Below are 14338 nucleotides of genomic sequence, written 5' to 3' on the forward strand. Positions count from 1 at the left end.
GGATACAATCGCAGCCATGAAGACGGTGAGCGTTGCAGCGCGAGTGTCAGAACTGGCAGCTCGCCAGTGGGGGATGCTCACCACCGCCCAGGCCGAGGCCGAGGGCATCACACGACTTCAGCTCGCCCGTCTCACCGAGGCGGGCGTGATCGTGCGCGTCGACCGGGGAATCTACGCGGTGCCATCAGCGGTAGACGAACGCACTGCCCTGCGCACGGCCTGGCTCTCTCTGGATCCTTCGGAGCTGGCGGAGAAGCGGCTTGCCGACCCTCTCGGATCGGGGGTGATCTCGCACACCTCAGCGGCGGCCCTCCACGGGATCGGGGATCTGCTGGACGACGAACCCGAGATCACGACCCCCGGCAGGAAGCAGAGCCGCCGAGGAATCCGCCTGCATCGCGGCACTCTCGATGCCGGTGAGGTGACGTTCGTGGAGGGACTCCCCGCGACGACGCCGGCACGCACCGTCGCGGATCTTCTCGCGGACGGGCGCGACCCCTCCCACGTCGCGGAGATCGCCGGCGACGTGCTCCGGCAGGGGCTCGCGTCACGGCAGGACATGGCGATCGCGCTCGAGCCGCTCGCCTCCAGGAACCAACAGCCGACGGGTACCGCGCTGCTGGAGCACCTTCTCGACCTGGTGGGGCTGAGCGGGGCGGCACTGGCGAAAGAGCTCGCTGCGAGCGACCTCGGGAAGGCTCTCGTCACCGCCGGTCAGCTCAGTGCGATCCGGAGCATCATCGAGGCCGTCTCAACTCTCGACGTCCCGAAGAACATCCTCGATTCCCTGAACCCTGCGGCACTCGCGGAGTTCACGAGAGACGCCGTGTTCCCTCGGCTTCCTGACGGCGTGCTCCCGAAGGTCGACGTAGCCGCGATCATCGCGGCCACGAAGCTCCCGATCCCCGTCGACACCGACGCATTCCGCACTGCGCTCAGCGAGAGCGTGCCCGCATGGCTCCCCGAAGTCATCCGTTACGTGCCGACCGACTCGCACCCTCCGTCAGCACAGCAGACGACCATCGGCGATGGGGAGCCATCCCCGTGACGGCCGACCTCCCCTATCGGGACGGCAACGCGCTCTGGGGGTCCGTCACTGCGCGCGCACGAGCAGAAGCCCAGGTATCAGGTGCTGCACCGGGAGCGATACTCAGGCGATTCGTTGTCGACCGCTTTCTCGCGCGAGTGTTCGCCCTCCCCGGCCAGGAGTGGGTCCTCAAGGGCGGCAATGCCGTACTGGCGCGCGTGCATGACGCGCGTGCGACGAAGGACGTCGATCTGCTCGCCGAGCTATCCGACCTCGACGCTGCAGTTGCGAACCTGCGCAAAGCCGTCGAGATCGATCTGCATGACCACTTCCGGTTTGTGGTCACCGGAACCCGCGCGGCTGGGGCTGGCACCGCGCAGCCCGCGGTGGACGGATCCAAGATCTCCATCGACGCGTACTGCGGCGTCCGACGCCGTGAGCATTTCAGCGTCGACCTGGTCACAGGCTCACTGATGACCGCAGAACCCGACATCCGGACCGGGCCTGGACTCGTTCCCGCCATTCCGCCGGCTCACGTGCGGCTGTACCCCGTGGTCGATCACATCGCCGACAAGCTCTGCGCCACCCAGAGCATGTATGGCGTGGCCGGCGACCGCCCCTCCAGCCGAGTGCGCGACCTCGTCGACCTCGTGGTGTTCGCTCGAACCCAGCACATCGACGGCGCCGCGCTCATCGAGGCCATCGCCGCGGAATGGGCGCACCGCGGCCTCCCCGGACAGCCGGTCTTCTCCCCACCCGCCGAGTGGGAACGCCTCTACCCGGCAGAGGCTCGCCGGGTCCCCGCGTGCGGCGACGTTCTCACGTTCAGCGGCGCCGTCGAACTGACGACTTCCCTCCTGGCCCCTGCGTGCGATCGGAGCGCGCTCAACCGCACGTGGTCGCCCGACGCCAGCGCCTGGACGGGGTCTGCACCGATCCGGTAGCCACGAAAGCCCGGCAGAGTCCCGAACCTGTCACACCCGCGGGCGGCATCCGGTCACAGCTGGGGAGCGCACCACCCGGTGCGCCGCAGAGAAAGGCTGGACATGGCAAAGATCGTCGTCATCGGCGGCACAGGACTCATCGGGTCCAAGGTCGTCTCGAAGCTCACCGCGCACGGCCACGAGGCGGTCGCCGCCTCGCCGGGCACCGGCGTCGACTCGATCACCGGCGAGGGGCTCGCCGAGGCGCTGGACGGCGCCGATGTGGTCGTCGACGTCACGAACTCCCCGTCGTTCGAGAAGGATGCGGTGCGGGAGTTCTTCACGACCTCGACGGCGAACCTCCTCGCCGCGGAGAAGACCGCGGAGGTCGGCCACCACGTCGCCCTGACCATCGTCGGCACCGACCGTCCGCAGGACATCGACTACTTCCACGCGAAGGCGGCGCAGGAGGCCCTCATCGCCGAATCGGGGGTCCCGTACTCGTTCGTGCACGCGACGCAGTTCTTCGAGTTCATCGGCAGCATCGCGGCCACCGTCGCGGCGGGTGCCGAGGTGCGGCTGCCCGGCGCGCTGATCCAGCCCATCGCGGCGGACGACGTCGCGACGGCCGTCGCCCGCACCGCCGTCGGAGCCCCGTTGAACGGCGGCATCGAGATCGCGGGTCCCGAGGTCTTCCCGATGGACGAGTTCATCCGTCGAGGGCTCGCGTTCCGCGGAGACGACCGCGTCGTCGTGCAGGATCCGGATGCGCAGTACTTCGGGGCGCACATCGAGGAGCGCACTCTGCTCCCCGTCGAAGGCGCGCAGATCTTCCCGACGACGCTCGCGGAGTGGCTGCCGGAGAACCCGCCGCGCTGATCGCGGCTCAGCGGTCGCCGAGCACCCGCTCGTCGACCGCTTCGTCGTAGCGGTCCTGCGCCGCGAGAACGTCGTCGACGTGCGACTCCGCCCACACCTGCAGCGCCTGCAGCGGCTCGTGGAGGGTCGCGCCCAGCCGGGTGAGCGCGTAGCGGACGTGGCCGTCGTCGTCGGTCGTCCGCTCGATCATCCCGTCGCGCTCCAGTGCCCGGAGCGTGTCGACGAGCACCTTCTTCGCGATGCCCTCGACCCGTCGATGAAGCTCGCCGAACCGCAGCGGCTGCTCGTGCAGGAGCACGACGATCATGGCCGTCCACTTGTTGGCGATGCGCGCGAGCGAGGTGCGAGAGGGGCATCGGGCCGAGAAGACGGTCCAGTCGGTGGGCATCCGCCGCTCCGTTCGGTGACGTTGAGGTGACCAGCCCTCGCTGGAGAAGCTGGATGCCCAGAGTAACGGGCCACAGGGAGGTTCATCATGTCGGCAATCGACGTCGTCGGACAGTACGGAGCGGCCATGTCCGCCGGAGACATGGAGGCGCTCGCGGCGACCTTCGGGGCGGATGCCGTGTGGCATCAGCCGGGGTCGAACCGGCTGTCGGGAGATCACGTCGGTCCCGCGGCCATCGTCGCCCACCTGGGCCGGTTCATGCAGCTCAGCGGCGGGACGTTCGCCCTGGAGCCGGAATCGGTGACGGAGAGCGGCGACCTCGTCTCCATGACCGTGCGGTTCCGCGCGCGACGCGACGGGCAGGACGACCTCGATCAGCACGGCGTCGACGTGTTCCGCGTCGCGGGCGACCGGATCGTCGAGGTGTGGTTGATCAGTGAGGACCAGGCGGCGGAGGACCGCTTCTGGGACGCAGCCTGACCGAGTCCGGGCGGCCGATCGGGCCGCCCGGACTCTCCCCCGCCACGGAACGACGCGAGAGGCTCTAGGCTCTCCTCATGTTCAGCGCCGAGACCCTCACGAGCTTCATCATCGCGGCGTTCATCATGGTCGTGATCCCGGGGCCCACGGTGCTGTTCACGATCGGACGCGCGATGGCGCTCGGCCGACTCGGCGGCTTCCTCAGCATCCTGGGCACCGCGCTCGGGTCGCTGCTCCTGGTCGGCGCCGTCGCTCTCGGAGTCGGGACGATCATCGCCCAGTCGGTCGTGCTGTTCACGATCGTCAAGGTGCTCGGCGCCGGCTACCTCGTGTTCCTCGGCATCCAGGCGATCAGGCATCGGAAGGATGCGGCGGGCGCCATCACCGGTGTGCAGCCGCGGAGGTCGGGGATCCGCGTGCTCGTCGAGGGCTTCGTGGTCGGCGTGAGCAACCCCAAGTCGATCGCGTTCTTCCTCGCGATCCTTCCGCAGTTCGTCGATCTGCACACGGGCTCGGTGCCTCTCCAGCTCTTCGTGCTCGGTGCGATCACCGTCGCGATCGGGGTCTCCTGCGATGCGATCTGGGTGCTGCTCGCGAGCGCGGCCCGCGACTGGTTCGGCCGCTCTCCGCGCCGACTCGAGGCGATGGGCGCCACGGGAGGCGGCCTCATGATCGCCCTCGGGGCCTTCCTCCTGGTGTGGAGCGAGAAGCCCGCGACCGCCTGAGCGCTCGCGTCCTCGTCGTCGCGGTCGGCGTGCGACGATTTATGACTGCGTCCATAAACTTCCTTATGTAGGATAGGCAATCCTAACTAAGGAGTCGATTCGTGCCTGAGCTGCTCACCTCATCCACCGCCGATGTCTACCGCTCGCTGATCGCCCGCACCACCTCGCGGGTCGCCGACAGATTCGCCGACACCGCGCAGCCCGCGTCCGGTGCATCCCGCGTCGAACTGCAACAGCTCGTGGATGCCGTCGACCTCGCCGGATCGGGCATCGGCACCCCCTCCGCGATCCGGGAGATCGACGAGCTGTTCCTCGCCCACGCGGTGTGGTTCCACCACCCGATGTACGCGGCCCACCTGAACTGCCCCGTCGCGCTCCCCGCCGTCGCGGCGGAGTCGGTCCTCGCGGCCGTGAACACCTCGGTCGACACCTACGACCAGTCCGCCGTCGGCACGCTGATGGAACGGCGCCTCATCGAGCTCGCGACCGGCTGGGCCGGGTTCTCCGCGGGCGACGGGGTCTTCACCTCCGGCGGCACCCAGTCGAACCTGCACGCCCTCTTCCTCGCGCGGGAGGCCGCGCTGGCCGTGCTCTCCTCCCCCCGCTCCGAGGCGATCCCGCGACTGGTCGTCCTCGCCACGGCATCCAGTCACTTCAGCGTCGGCAAGTCCGCACTGCTGCTCGGACTCGCGGAGGACGCGGTGATCGAGGTCGCCGACGACGGTGAGGGACGGATGCTGCCCTCGGCCCTCGACGCTGCCCTCACCGCGGCGAGCGCCGCCGGCCGCGTGCCGATGGCGGTCGTCGCGACGGCCGGGACCACCGACCGCGGCGTCATCGACCCGCTCGCGCTCCTCGCCGACGTCTGCGAGACCCACGGCGTGTGGATGCACGTGGATGCCGCGTACGGAGGCGGCCTGCTCGTCTCGCCGCGTCGCCGGCACCTGCTCGACGGCATCGAGCGGGCGCGGTCGGTGACCGTGGACTTCCACAAGAGCTTCTTCCAGCCGGTGTCGTCGAGCGCTATCCTCGTCCGCGAGCCGCGCGATCTCGCCGCCGGCGCATGGCACGCCGACTACCTGAACCCCGTCGAGAACGAGGAGCCCAACCAGGTCGACAAGTCCCTGCAGACGACGCGTCGCTTCGACGCGCTGAAGCTGTGGGTGACGCTCCGCGCGATGGGCGCCGATGGCGTCGGCGCCCTCTTCGACGAGGTGATCGACCTCGCGGCATCCGTCGGGGATCTCGTCGAGGCCGACCCCGACCTGGAGCTCGTCGGTCGCACGCAGCTGAGCACGGTGCTCTTCCGCGTCCGCCCGGACGGTGCCAGCCCGGCCGCGCAGGACGCGCTCGTCGCCGGTGTGCGCCGCGTGCTGTTCGAGTCCGGCCGCGCGCTCGTCGCGAAGACCGTGATCGACGGCCGCCCCTGCCTGAAGCTCACCCTGCTGAATCCCGAGACCACCCTCGACGACGTGCGGGCGATCCTCGGCATGGTGAAGGATGCCGCGGCGGCGCTCGCGGGGATGTCCGCCGATCTCGACGACGCCCTCGTCGGAGCGGAGGCATCGGCATGAGCGCGCACGTGCACGACATCGTCGGCGTCGGCATCGGCCCCTTCAATCTCGGCCTGGCGTGCCTGGCGGATCCGCTCGGGCTGGACGCCGTGTTCCTCGACCGCGCCGACGGCTTCCGGTGGCACCACGGCATGATGATCGAGGGCGCGACGATCCAGGTGCCGTTCCTCGCCGATCTCGTGACGATGGCCGACCCGACCTCGCCGTTCTCCTTCCTCAACTGGCTGAAGCAGTCGGGCAGGCTGTATCCCTTCTACATCCGCGAGAGCTTCTACGCACTGCGCGCCGAGTACGACGCCTACTGCCGCTGGGCTGCCGCACAGCTCCCACAGCTGCAGTGGAACAACGAGGTCGTCGCCGTCGAGCACGATGCGGCGGACGACGACTACGTCGTCCGTGCGATGCGCACCGACACGGGCGAGGAGCGCACGCTGCGCGCCAGGCACGTCGTCGTCGGCGTCGGCACCAGGCCCCGGGTGCCGCAGGCGCTGCGCGACGTCTCGGGTCATGCCGTGCACAGCTCGGAGTACCTGGAGAACCGCGACGCGCTCAGGGCCACCGACTCGATCACGGTCGTGGGCAGCGGCCAGTCCGCGGCCGAGATCTACCGCGACCTCCTGGAGGGTGCTCGCGACGGCGGATACCGGCTGGACTGGATCACCCGTTCGCCGCGGTTCTTCCCGATGGAGTACACGAAGCTCACGCTGGAGATGACCTCTCCCGAGTACACCGACCACTTCCACTCGCTCCCCATCGCCCTGCGTCAGCATCTGGGGCGCGAGCAGCGGAGCCTGTACAAGGGCATCTCCGCCGACCTCATCGACGACATCTACGACACCCTCTACCGGCTCAGCGCCGACGGGCCGGTGCCGACCACGCTGCTCACCGACACCGAGGTGACGGCGGCGTCGTGGGACGGCACCCGGCATCGCCTCACGCTGCAGCACGGACAGCTCGGCGAGGAGCACGAGCGGGAGACCGCGTCACTGGTGCTCGCGACCGGATACTCGGCCGAGACGCCGCCGTTCCTCTCCGGAATCGCCGACCGCCTCGACTGGGATGCACTGGGCAGGCTCGATGTCGCACGCGACTACAGCGTCGACGGCGGCCGCGGGCGCGTCTTCGTGCAGAACGGCGAGGAGCACACCCACGGCCTCACCGCGCCCGACCTCGGCTTCGGGGCATGGCGCAACTCGTCGATCCTCGCCTCGATCACGGGGCGCGAGGTCTACCCGATCGAGCGCCGCATCGCGTTCCAGGACTTCGGCATCCCCACGGATGCCGGACGCACGCCGGCGCTCCACGCGGGGGAGGTCGCACGATGAGCGTCGCGACGGACCTCGACATCGCCCTGATCCCCGCCGACCCGCGGCGCGACGCCGTCGTGCTGCAGAGCTGGCTGTCTGATCCGCACTCCGCGTTCTGGGGGATGACCGCTCTGGATGCCGCGCAGGTCGAGGAGTACCTCGCCTCCGTCACGACCGCGCCGGGACAGCGGGCCTGGCTGGGGCTGATCGACGGCGCCCCTGCCTTCTACGCCGAGACCTACGACCCCGCCCGCGTGCTGCTGACCGAGGTGCACGAGGCGGCGCCGGGAGACCTCGGCATGCACGTCCTCATCTCGCCGCCTGGAGCCGTCACACGGCACGGTCTGACCGACGCCGTGTTCGCCGCGGTCATGACGTGGTGCTTCGACGGGCTCGGCGCGACGCGGGTGGTGGTCGAGCCCGATGTCCGCAACGAGAGGATCCGCGCGAAGAACGTGCGGGCCGGCTTCCAGGAGCTCGGCGAGGTCGTCGTCGACGAGGGCGGTCACCTCAAGACCGCGATGCTGTCCACCTGCACGCGGGAGGCCTTCGCGGCATCCGCGCTCACCCGCCTCGACCGAGAGGAGCGCGCATGATCGCGCCCGCCGACCATCTGACCCCCGACGCCCTCGAGCGCGCGCAGCGCCACCTCGTCGCGAAGGCCATCGCGGAGTTCGCCCACGAGCGGCTCATCTCCCCGGAGCGCCGCGGCCACGGCGGCTGGCGCCTCACGGTTCCCCTGGGCGACGCCGAGTACCTGTTCGACGCCGTCCGCGCAGAGCTCGAGCACTGGATCGTGGATGAGGACAGCATCCGCCGTCTCGTCCGCGGGACGGCGACGGATCTCGACGCCCAGCAACTGATCCTGGAGCTGCAGCCGCAGCTGGGCCTCTCCGACGAGCTGCTGCCGCTCTACCTCGAGGAGATCGCCTCCACACTGGCCGGCTCGATGTTCAAGATCGCGCAGGGCGGGCCGACGGCGGATGCTCTGGCCGACGCCGACTTCCAGACCGTCGAGGCGGCGATGACCGAGGGCCACCCCGGATTCGTCGCCAACAACGGGCGCATCGGCTTCGGTGTCTCCGACCATGCGGCGTTCGCCCCGGAGGCAGGGCGCCCGTTCCGTCTCGTGTGGACGGCCGCGCGCCGCTCCTCCTCCCACCTCGCACTCGGCGCCGGGATCGACGAGGAGCAGCTGCTGTCCGGCGAGCTGAGCGCCGCGGAGCGCGACCGATTCGCAACGCGCCTGCGCGACCTCGGCGAGGACCCGGCGGACTTCCACCTGCTGCCGGTGCATCCGTGGCAGTGGGAGAACCGCGTCGCGATCACCTTCGCCCCCGACCTCGCCCGCCGCGATCTCGTGCTCATCGGAGAGAGCGACGACGAGTACCGCGCCCAGCAGTCCGTGCGGACGATGTTCAACACCTCCCACCCGCACCGTCACTACGTGAAGACCGCTCTCGCTGTGCAGAACATGGGCTTCCTCCGCGGCCTCTCCCCCGCCTACATGCGCGTCACTCCGGCGATCAACGACTGGGTCGCCGAGCTCGCAGCGGGCGACGACACCCTGCGGGACGCCGGCTTCCGGGTGCTGCGCGAGCGCGCGTCGATCGGATACACGGGCGACGTCTACCACCGCACGGCGGAGCCGTCGGCGCATCGGAAGATGCTCGCGGCCCTGTGGCGGGAGAGCCCCGTGCCCCTGGTCTCCGGTTCGCAGAGGCTGGCCACCCTTGCTTCGCTCCTGCACCGCGACGGAGAGGGCCGCTCGGTCGTCAGCGCACTCGTCCGCGCCTCCGGCATCCCCGCGGCGGAGTGGGTCCGCAGCGTGCTGCGCGCCTACCTGCGTCCGGTCGTGCACTGCCTGCTCGCGCACGACCTCGCCTTCATGCCCCACGGCGAGAACCTCATCCTGATCCTCGACGAACACGTGCCGACCGGGGTGTTCATGAAGGACATCGGCGAGGAGGTTGCGCTGCTCTCCGCGCGCACGCTGCCGGAGGACGTGCGGAGGATCGTCTCCCCCGTCGACGACGAGGAGAAGGCGCTCGCGATCTTCACCGATGTCTTCGACGGCGTGCTGCGCCATCTGGCCGGGATCCTCCACGTCGACGGGGTGCTCCCGGAGACCGAGTTCTGGCGGCTCGTCGCGGAGACGGTCGACGAGCACGCCGCCGACCATCCGCACCTGGACTCCTTGGTCGATCTGCGTGCGGACTCGTTCGCGCACTCCTGCCTGAACCGGCTGCAGCTGCGCAACACCCTGCGGATGGTGGACCTCGCCGACCAGTCCTCGTCGCTGATGTACGCGGGGCGGCTGGAGAACCCCATCGGCCGTGCGCGCATCCCGCAGCCCGCTGCACGGGAGACCGTGGGAGGCTGAGCGGATGGCAGAGGTGTTCCGGGACGACCTCGGCATCCCGCACATCCGGGCGACGGACGTGCGGGATCTCGCCGAGGCGCAGGGTGAGGTCACCGCGCGCGACCGCGGCTGGCAGATAGAGGTCGACCGTCTGCGAGCGGCGGGGCGTCTCTCCGAGCTCATCGGGGAGGCCGGCGTCGTGTGGGACGTGTTCGCCCGGCGAGCGCGGCTCGACGACACCGCGCGGCGCGCGTTCGACGCGCTCGGTGAGGAGGATCGCGCCTTCGTGAGCGCCTACGCCGGGGGCGTGCGCCGAGGGATGGATGCCGCAGGCTCCCGCGCGGCGGAGTTCCGCGTGCTCGACGAGACGTTCGGAGACACCCGGCCGCTCACCGCGTGGGACGACCATGATCCGCTCGGCGTGCTGCACGTCGCGCACGCGCTGTTCTCGACGTTCCCGCACGTGCTGTGGCGCGAGCGGGTCGCGCTGGCGCTCGGCGACGAGTGGGTCGACCTCTTCGCCGGAGACTCCGGTGAGGAGACGACCCCGACGGCGGGCAGCAACGCCTGGGCGCTGCACGGATCGCGCACCGCCAGCGGGATGCCCCTGCTCGCGGGCGACCCGCACCGGATCTTCGAGCTCCCCGGCGTGTATCAGCAGGTCAGGCTCGCGTGCGACGAGTTCGACGTGATCGGGCTCGCCTTCCCCGGCGTGCCCGGCGTGCCGCATTTCGGTCACACCGGCGACGCTGCCTGGGGCATCACGAACGCGATCGCGCACAGCGTGGACGTGTTCGAGGAGCGTCTGCGGACCGTGCAGGGCGGGTACGAGGCGCTCGGACCCCGCGGGTGGGAGCCCGTCGAGGTGCTCAGGTCGCTGATCGCGGTGCGCGGAGGCGACACGATCGAGGTCGAGTCGCTGGAGACGGCCCGCGGCTGCATCGTGACCGATCCGCATCCGCACGACGGCGGGCTGCGGGCCTGGAGCATCCGGCATCCCGCGCGGACGAACGCCGATCTCGGGGCCGGAGCGCTCCTGCCGCTGCTGCGGGCGCGCACGGCTCAGGACGTGATCTCGGCCTTCGGCCACTGGGTCGATCCCGTCAATCGCGTGCTCGCCGCCGACCGCGGAGGCGACGTGCTGTCGGCCACGGTCGGGACCGTTCCCCGTCGAGAAAGGGACGAACGCCGACGCGCGCACTCCGCCGCCTCCGTCGCTCCCGCCCCCGACCGCGACAGGGTCGGCGCCGTCGTCGTGCGCGATGTCGCCGTCGACGCGAACGAGCGCCCGTCCGCCGCGGCGATCGACCTCGGCTGGGCGTACCCGTCGTCTCATCGGGCGTCGCGCATCGCCCGTCTTCTCGCCGACCTCGCCCCGCGCACCCCCGCGGACTTCGAACCGGTCTGGGGCGACACCGCATCGGGGTCGACGGCGCCGCTGCGCGCCCTGCTCCCCTCTCCCGACGCGTCGCTCTCCCCCGCGGCCGTGCGAGTCCGCGACCTCATCACGGCATGGGACGGGCGGATGGATGCCGACTCCGAGGCGGCCGGCGCCTTCGGCGCCTGGCGCGACGCGCTGGTGCAGGAGACGGCCGCACATCCGGCCATGTCGCCGCTGCGGGAGCCGCACCCCTTCGGCGCGGTCTTCGACCCGTGGATGGGCGTCGAAGGACAGGTCGCCGCGGTGCTCCCCCGATTGCTCCAGCATCCGGCCCTGCGCGACGACGCCCCGGCTCTGGTGCGGCGGGCTCTGGAGAGGGCGGTGGACGCCGGCACCTGGGGATCGACGCATCGGATGCTGCCGACGCACGTCCTCGCGGATGTCCCCCGGGCCACGGCCCCGGTCGCGGGTCTCGACATCGAGCTGTCCGGAGACGGGGACGCCGTGCGCTGCACCGGATCGCCCCCCGGGCTCACCGACCGCGCCTGGCGGGGCTCCGTCGCCCGGTGGGCATGGGACCTCGCCGACCGCGAGCAGAGCCTGTGGAGCGTGCCGTTCGGCGCCGCGGGCGCCCCCGACTCCCCGCACTTCTCCGACCAGCTCCGCGACTGGGCCGCCGTCCACCCCACGAGGGTCGTCACCGACTGGGCGGCGCTGCACGCCGACACCCCGACAGGAGCATCATGACCGTCATCCGCACCTCCCGCCTGGCGAGCGGTCCGGCGGGCGCCGTCGTGCACACGACGGACTCGCCCGCTCTCGGGCGCCTGGAGTTCACGGTGCTCGATCCCGTGACCGAGCTCGACCTGCTGCACGACTGGGTCACCCGCCCCGCCTCCCACTTCTGGGGGCTCTCCGAACTTCCGCGAGAGGAGTTGCGCGACCTCTACCTCTTCGTCGACGGGCTGCCGAGCCACCACGCGTTCCTCGTGCGCCGCGACGGGCTTCCGATCGTGCTCCTCCAGACGTACGAGCCCGAGAACGATCCCCTCGGCGAGGTCTACGACGCCCTCCCCGGAGACGCCGGCCTCCACTTCCTGCTCGGCGACCGCGGCGCGCCCGTCGCGGGGTTCACCTCGCTCGTCGCCGAAGCGATGGCGGAGTTCCTGTTCGCCGGCCCCGACGTCGACCGCCTCGTGATCGAGCCCGACGTGCGCAACGCGCGCGCCGTCGCACGGGCGGTGAAGTCCGGCTTTGAGCTCGGCCCGCACGTGGACCTGCCGGCCAAGACCGGACAGCTCGCCTTCCTCACCCGCGAGCGCTGGGAGAGACTGCACGCGGAGCGCGCGGCGATCAGCTGACCGCCGTCACTCCGGTTCGACGGCCAGCCACAGCTCGCAGGTGGCGTGCGTCCCGGTGAACTCCAGGTAGCGGACGATCGAGGGACCGGGGCGCAGCCGCCACGGGTGGGACGGGAACCACTCGGTCGCCGTCGCCGCCCACAGGCGCTGCAGGGTCTCGGGGAACGGACCGGTCGCCGAGAAGACGGCCCAGCCTCCGCCCTGGACGCGCACGACGTCGAGACCGTCCGGCACCGCGGTGGTCGGCGCCAGGGACACTCCGTGCAGGTAGGTCAGCGTCGTCCCCTCGGGGGCGTCCGGCTCGATGTCGCCGGTCACCGCGAGGATGCCGGAGGGCTCGGCGTCGTTCAGCCCCTTGAGTCGCACGTGCTCCTCGGGTGCGATGGCGGCGATGTGCTGCTGGATGTGCGGGTTGACGCCCTCGTGGATGAGCGGCACGCGTGCGGCGTGGCCGACGAGCACGAGTTCGGGCAGGGTGATGACGGTGACGGCCATGGGGACGCTCCCTTCTACGCTCAGGCGGAACCGGAGCATGGGTTGTGTGCGGAGAGGACCCCCGTCTCGTCGCGCCTCCGCCGGGCCGATGCCGTGCACGGCACGGAACGCCCGGCCGAACGCCTCGACCGAGCCGTAGCCGTGTCGAACCGCGACGTCCAGCACGTTCGGCGCCCCGCCGACGAGTTCCGCGGCGGCGAGCGTCATGCGCCGGCGCCGGACGTACTCCGACAGGGGCATTCCGGCGAGAGCCGAGAACATCCGGCGCAGGTGGTACTCGGTGGTTCCCTGCGCGCGGGCGAACCCGGCGACGTCGACCTCGGCCGCGGCATCCCGCTCCACGAGATCGACCAGTGCGTTGAGCGCTCCGATCATGGGGTCCTCCTTTCCTGTCCAGCATCCCGTCCGGCAGCGGGCTCGCACCCGATCGTTCCGGTCCGATCCGATCATGCCCGCACCGGGCCCCGTGCGCGATGTGCTTTCCTGGTGAGGGAGGCGCCATGAAGATCCTTGTCCCGAACACCATCGAGCTGCAGCTGCGATCCGATGGGGAGGTCGTGGTCTACGACGTGTCCGCGGACATCCCCGCAGAGCACAGGGATGCCGAGGTGCTGGTCACCTGGCAGAACCCGGGGCGCCAGCTCGACCACGCCGTGCGGGATCTGCCGGAGCTGCGGCTCGTGCAGACGCTGGCCGCGGGGCCGGATGCCGTGCTCGCCGCCGGATTCGCGGCGGACGTGCGGATCTGCTCCGGGCGCTCCCTGCACGACGGCCCCGTCGCCGAGCACGCTCTCGCGCTGATCCTCGGGGCGGTGCGCCGACTCGACCTTCTCCACGACGCGCAGCGCCGACGGCGGTGGGACGCGGACTTCATCTCCGCCCAGAGCGCCGCGGAGACACGCTCCGCGTACACCCTCGCCGGATCCCGCGTGACGATCTGGGGCTTCGGCTCGATCGCCGCACGACTCGCCCCCATGCTCGGCCTGCTCGGCGCCGACGTGCGCGGCATCGCCCGCAGCTCCGGCATCCGGTCCGGGATCGAGGTGCGCGCGGAGGCGGACGCCGCCGAGGTGCTGGCCGAGACCGACGTCCTCGTCTCCCTCGTTCCCGCCTCTCCCGAGACCGCCGACCTCTTCGACGCCGCGGTGTTCGGGATGCTGCGGCCGGGGGCCGTGTTCGTGAACGTCGGCCGCGGCACCACCGTCGACGAGGGCGCCCTGATCGACGCTCTGGCGACGGGTCGGCTCCGCACCGCCGCGATCGACGTGATGAAGACCGAGCCCCTCGCCGCGGAGTCCCCGCTGTGGACGACGCCGAACCTCGTGATCACCCCGCACGTCGCAGGCAACAGGCCCGTCGGCGCGAGCGCGCTCATCGACGAGAACGTCGCACGGCTCATGGCGGGCGAGGAGCTGAGGAACCAGGTCCGCCCCTGA

14 protein-coding genes are annotated in these 14338 nt (G+C 70.9%); 12 read left to right on the forward strand and 2 right to left on the reverse strand.

Features of this window, described 5'->3' with window-relative positions; all coding sequences use genetic code 11:
* Positions 1–16: 16 nt before the first annotated feature.
* The 3 genes from ACFVRO_RS00985 (at position 17) to ACFVRO_RS00995 (ending at position 2829) form a co-directional block, all read left to right on the forward strand.
* Positions 17–1048 (forward strand): type IV toxin-antitoxin system AbiEi family antitoxin domain-containing protein, encoded by a 1032-nt coding sequence (locus tag ACFVRO_RS00985; RefSeq protein ID WP_386948279.1) that lies wholly within the window; start codon positions 17–19, stop codon positions 1046–1048.
* A complete protein-coding gene (locus ACFVRO_RS00990) occupies positions 1045–1971 on the forward strand; it encodes a nucleotidyl transferase AbiEii/AbiGii toxin family protein (protein ID WP_386948282.1) in 927 nt (308 codons plus the stop codon). Before ACFVRO_RS00985 ends, ACFVRO_RS00990 begins: the two co-directional genes overlap by 4 nt.
* A 102-nt stretch (positions 1972–2073) precedes the next feature.
* Complete coding sequence (locus ACFVRO_RS00995; protein ID WP_386948285.1) at positions 2074–2829, forward strand: SDR family oxidoreductase; 756 nt, start codon at positions 2074–2076, stop codon at positions 2827–2829.
* Positions 2830–2836: 7 nt separating this feature from the next.
* Here the strand turns inward: ACFVRO_RS00995 and ACFVRO_RS01000 are convergent, their stop codons facing one another.
* Entirely contained in the window at positions 2837–3217 is a 381-nt protein-coding gene (locus ACFVRO_RS01000) for a winged helix-turn-helix transcriptional regulator (RefSeq protein ID WP_386948288.1), read from the reverse strand.
* A gap of 87 nt (positions 3218–3304) precedes the next feature.
* Between ACFVRO_RS01000 and ACFVRO_RS01005 the strand changes: the two genes are divergently transcribed.
* From ACFVRO_RS01005 to ACFVRO_RS01040, 8 genes are all read left to right on the forward strand, one after another.
* Entirely contained in the window at positions 3305–3697 is a 393-nt protein-coding gene (locus ACFVRO_RS01005) for a nuclear transport factor 2 family protein (RefSeq protein WP_386948291.1), read from the forward strand.
* A gap of 77 nt (positions 3698–3774) precedes the next feature.
* Positions 3775–4422: a LysE family translocator gene (locus ACFVRO_RS01010; RefSeq protein ID WP_341940249.1), complete on the forward strand. Its 648-nt coding sequence runs from the start codon at positions 3775–3777 to the stop codon at positions 4420–4422.
* A 101-nt stretch (positions 4423–4523) separates the two neighbouring features.
* Positions 4524–5996 (forward strand): pyridoxal phosphate-dependent decarboxylase family protein, encoded by a 1473-nt coding sequence (locus ACFVRO_RS01015; protein WP_386948293.1) that lies wholly within the window; start codon positions 4524–4526, stop codon positions 5994–5996.
* A complete protein-coding gene (locus tag ACFVRO_RS01020; RefSeq protein ID WP_386948295.1) occupies positions 5993–7321 on the forward strand; it encodes a lysine N(6)-hydroxylase/L-ornithine N(5)-oxygenase family protein in 1329 nt (442 codons plus the stop codon). The genes ACFVRO_RS01015 and ACFVRO_RS01020 overlap by 4 nt, the downstream gene beginning before the upstream one ends.
* Positions 7318–7899 (forward strand): GNAT family N-acetyltransferase, encoded by a 582-nt coding sequence (locus ACFVRO_RS01025; RefSeq protein WP_386948297.1) that lies wholly within the window; start codon positions 7318–7320, stop codon positions 7897–7899. Before ACFVRO_RS01020 ends, ACFVRO_RS01025 begins: the two co-directional genes overlap by 4 nt.
* Positions 7896–9686 carry an IucA/IucC family protein gene (locus ACFVRO_RS01030; RefSeq protein ID WP_386948299.1) on the forward strand — a complete coding sequence of 597 codons (1791 nt, stop codon included), beginning with the start codon at positions 7896–7898 and terminating at the stop codon, positions 9684–9686. The genes ACFVRO_RS01025 and ACFVRO_RS01030 overlap by 4 nt, the downstream gene beginning before the upstream one ends.
* A 4-nt stretch (positions 9687–9690) precedes the next feature.
* On the forward strand, positions 9691–11793 hold the full coding sequence (locus ACFVRO_RS01035; RefSeq protein WP_386948302.1) for a penicillin acylase family protein: 2103 nt from the start codon (positions 9691–9693) through the stop codon (positions 11791–11793).
* Positions 11790–12407 carry a GNAT family N-acetyltransferase gene (locus tag ACFVRO_RS01040; RefSeq protein WP_386948304.1) on the forward strand — a complete coding sequence of 206 codons (618 nt, stop codon included), beginning with the start codon at positions 11790–11792 and terminating at the stop codon, positions 12405–12407. The genes ACFVRO_RS01035 and ACFVRO_RS01040 overlap by 4 nt, the downstream gene beginning before the upstream one ends.
* A 6-nt stretch (positions 12408–12413) precedes the next feature.
* Here ACFVRO_RS01040 and ACFVRO_RS01045 read toward each other — a convergent pair whose 3' ends face one another.
* On the reverse strand, positions 12414–13277 hold the full coding sequence (locus ACFVRO_RS01045; protein ID WP_386948307.1) for a GyrI-like domain-containing protein: 864 nt from the start codon (positions 13275–13277) through the stop codon (positions 12414–12416).
* Positions 13278–13402: 125 nt separating this feature from the next.
* Here ACFVRO_RS01045 and ACFVRO_RS01050 point away from each other — a divergent pair, with 125 nt between their 5' ends.
* Positions 13403–14338, forward strand: coding sequence for an NAD(P)-dependent oxidoreductase (locus tag ACFVRO_RS01050; protein ID WP_386948309.1), 936 nt, complete (start codon positions 13403–13405; stop codon positions 14336–14338).

The sequence above is a fragment of the Microbacterium sp. NPDC057944 genome, from assembly GCF_042887445.1.
GTDB lineage: Bacteria > Actinomycetota > Actinomycetes > Actinomycetales > Microbacteriaceae > Microbacterium > Microbacterium natoriense.

Excerpts from the sequence above, each read along its gene's own strand:
- ACFVRO_RS00985 (WP_386948279.1), top strand. The coding sequence starts at position 17 with ATGAAGACGGTGAGCGTTGCAGCGCGAGTGTCAGAACTGGCAGCTCGC.
- ACFVRO_RS00995 (WP_386948285.1), top strand. The coding sequence starts at position 2,074 with ATGGCAAAGATCGTCGTCATCGGCGGCACAGGACTCATCGGGTCCAAG.
- ACFVRO_RS01000 (WP_386948288.1), bottom strand. The coding sequence starts at position 3,217 with ATGCCCACCGACTGGACCGTCTTCTCGGCCCGATGCCCCTCTCGCACC.
- ACFVRO_RS01005 (WP_386948291.1), top strand. The coding sequence starts at position 3,305 with ATGTCGGCAATCGACGTCGTCGGACAGTACGGAGCGGCCATGTCCGCC.
- ACFVRO_RS01010 (WP_341940249.1), top strand. The coding sequence starts at position 3,775 with ATGTTCAGCGCCGAGACCCTCACGAGCTTCATCATCGCGGCGTTCATC.
- ACFVRO_RS01020 (WP_386948295.1), top strand. The coding sequence starts at position 5,993 with ATGAGCGCGCACGTGCACGACATCGTCGGCGTCGGCATCGGCCCCTTC.
- ACFVRO_RS01025 (WP_386948297.1), top strand. The coding sequence starts at position 7,318 with ATGAGCGTCGCGACGGACCTCGACATCGCCCTGATCCCCGCCGACCCG.
- ACFVRO_RS01030 (WP_386948299.1), top strand. The coding sequence starts at position 7,896 with ATGATCGCGCCCGCCGACCATCTGACCCCCGACGCCCTCGAGCGCGCG.
- ACFVRO_RS01035 (WP_386948302.1), top strand. The coding sequence starts at position 9,691 with ATGGCAGAGGTGTTCCGGGACGACCTCGGCATCCCGCACATCCGGGCG.
- ACFVRO_RS01040 (WP_386948304.1), top strand. The coding sequence starts at position 11,790 with ATGACCGTCATCCGCACCTCCCGCCTGGCGAGCGGTCCGGCGGGCGCC.
- ACFVRO_RS01045 (WP_386948307.1), bottom strand. The coding sequence starts at position 13,277 with ATGATCGGAGCGCTCAACGCACTGGTCGATCTCGTGGAGCGGGATGCC.
- ACFVRO_RS01050 (WP_386948309.1), top strand. The coding sequence starts at position 13,403 with ATGAAGATCCTTGTCCCGAACACCATCGAGCTGCAGCTGCGATCCGAT.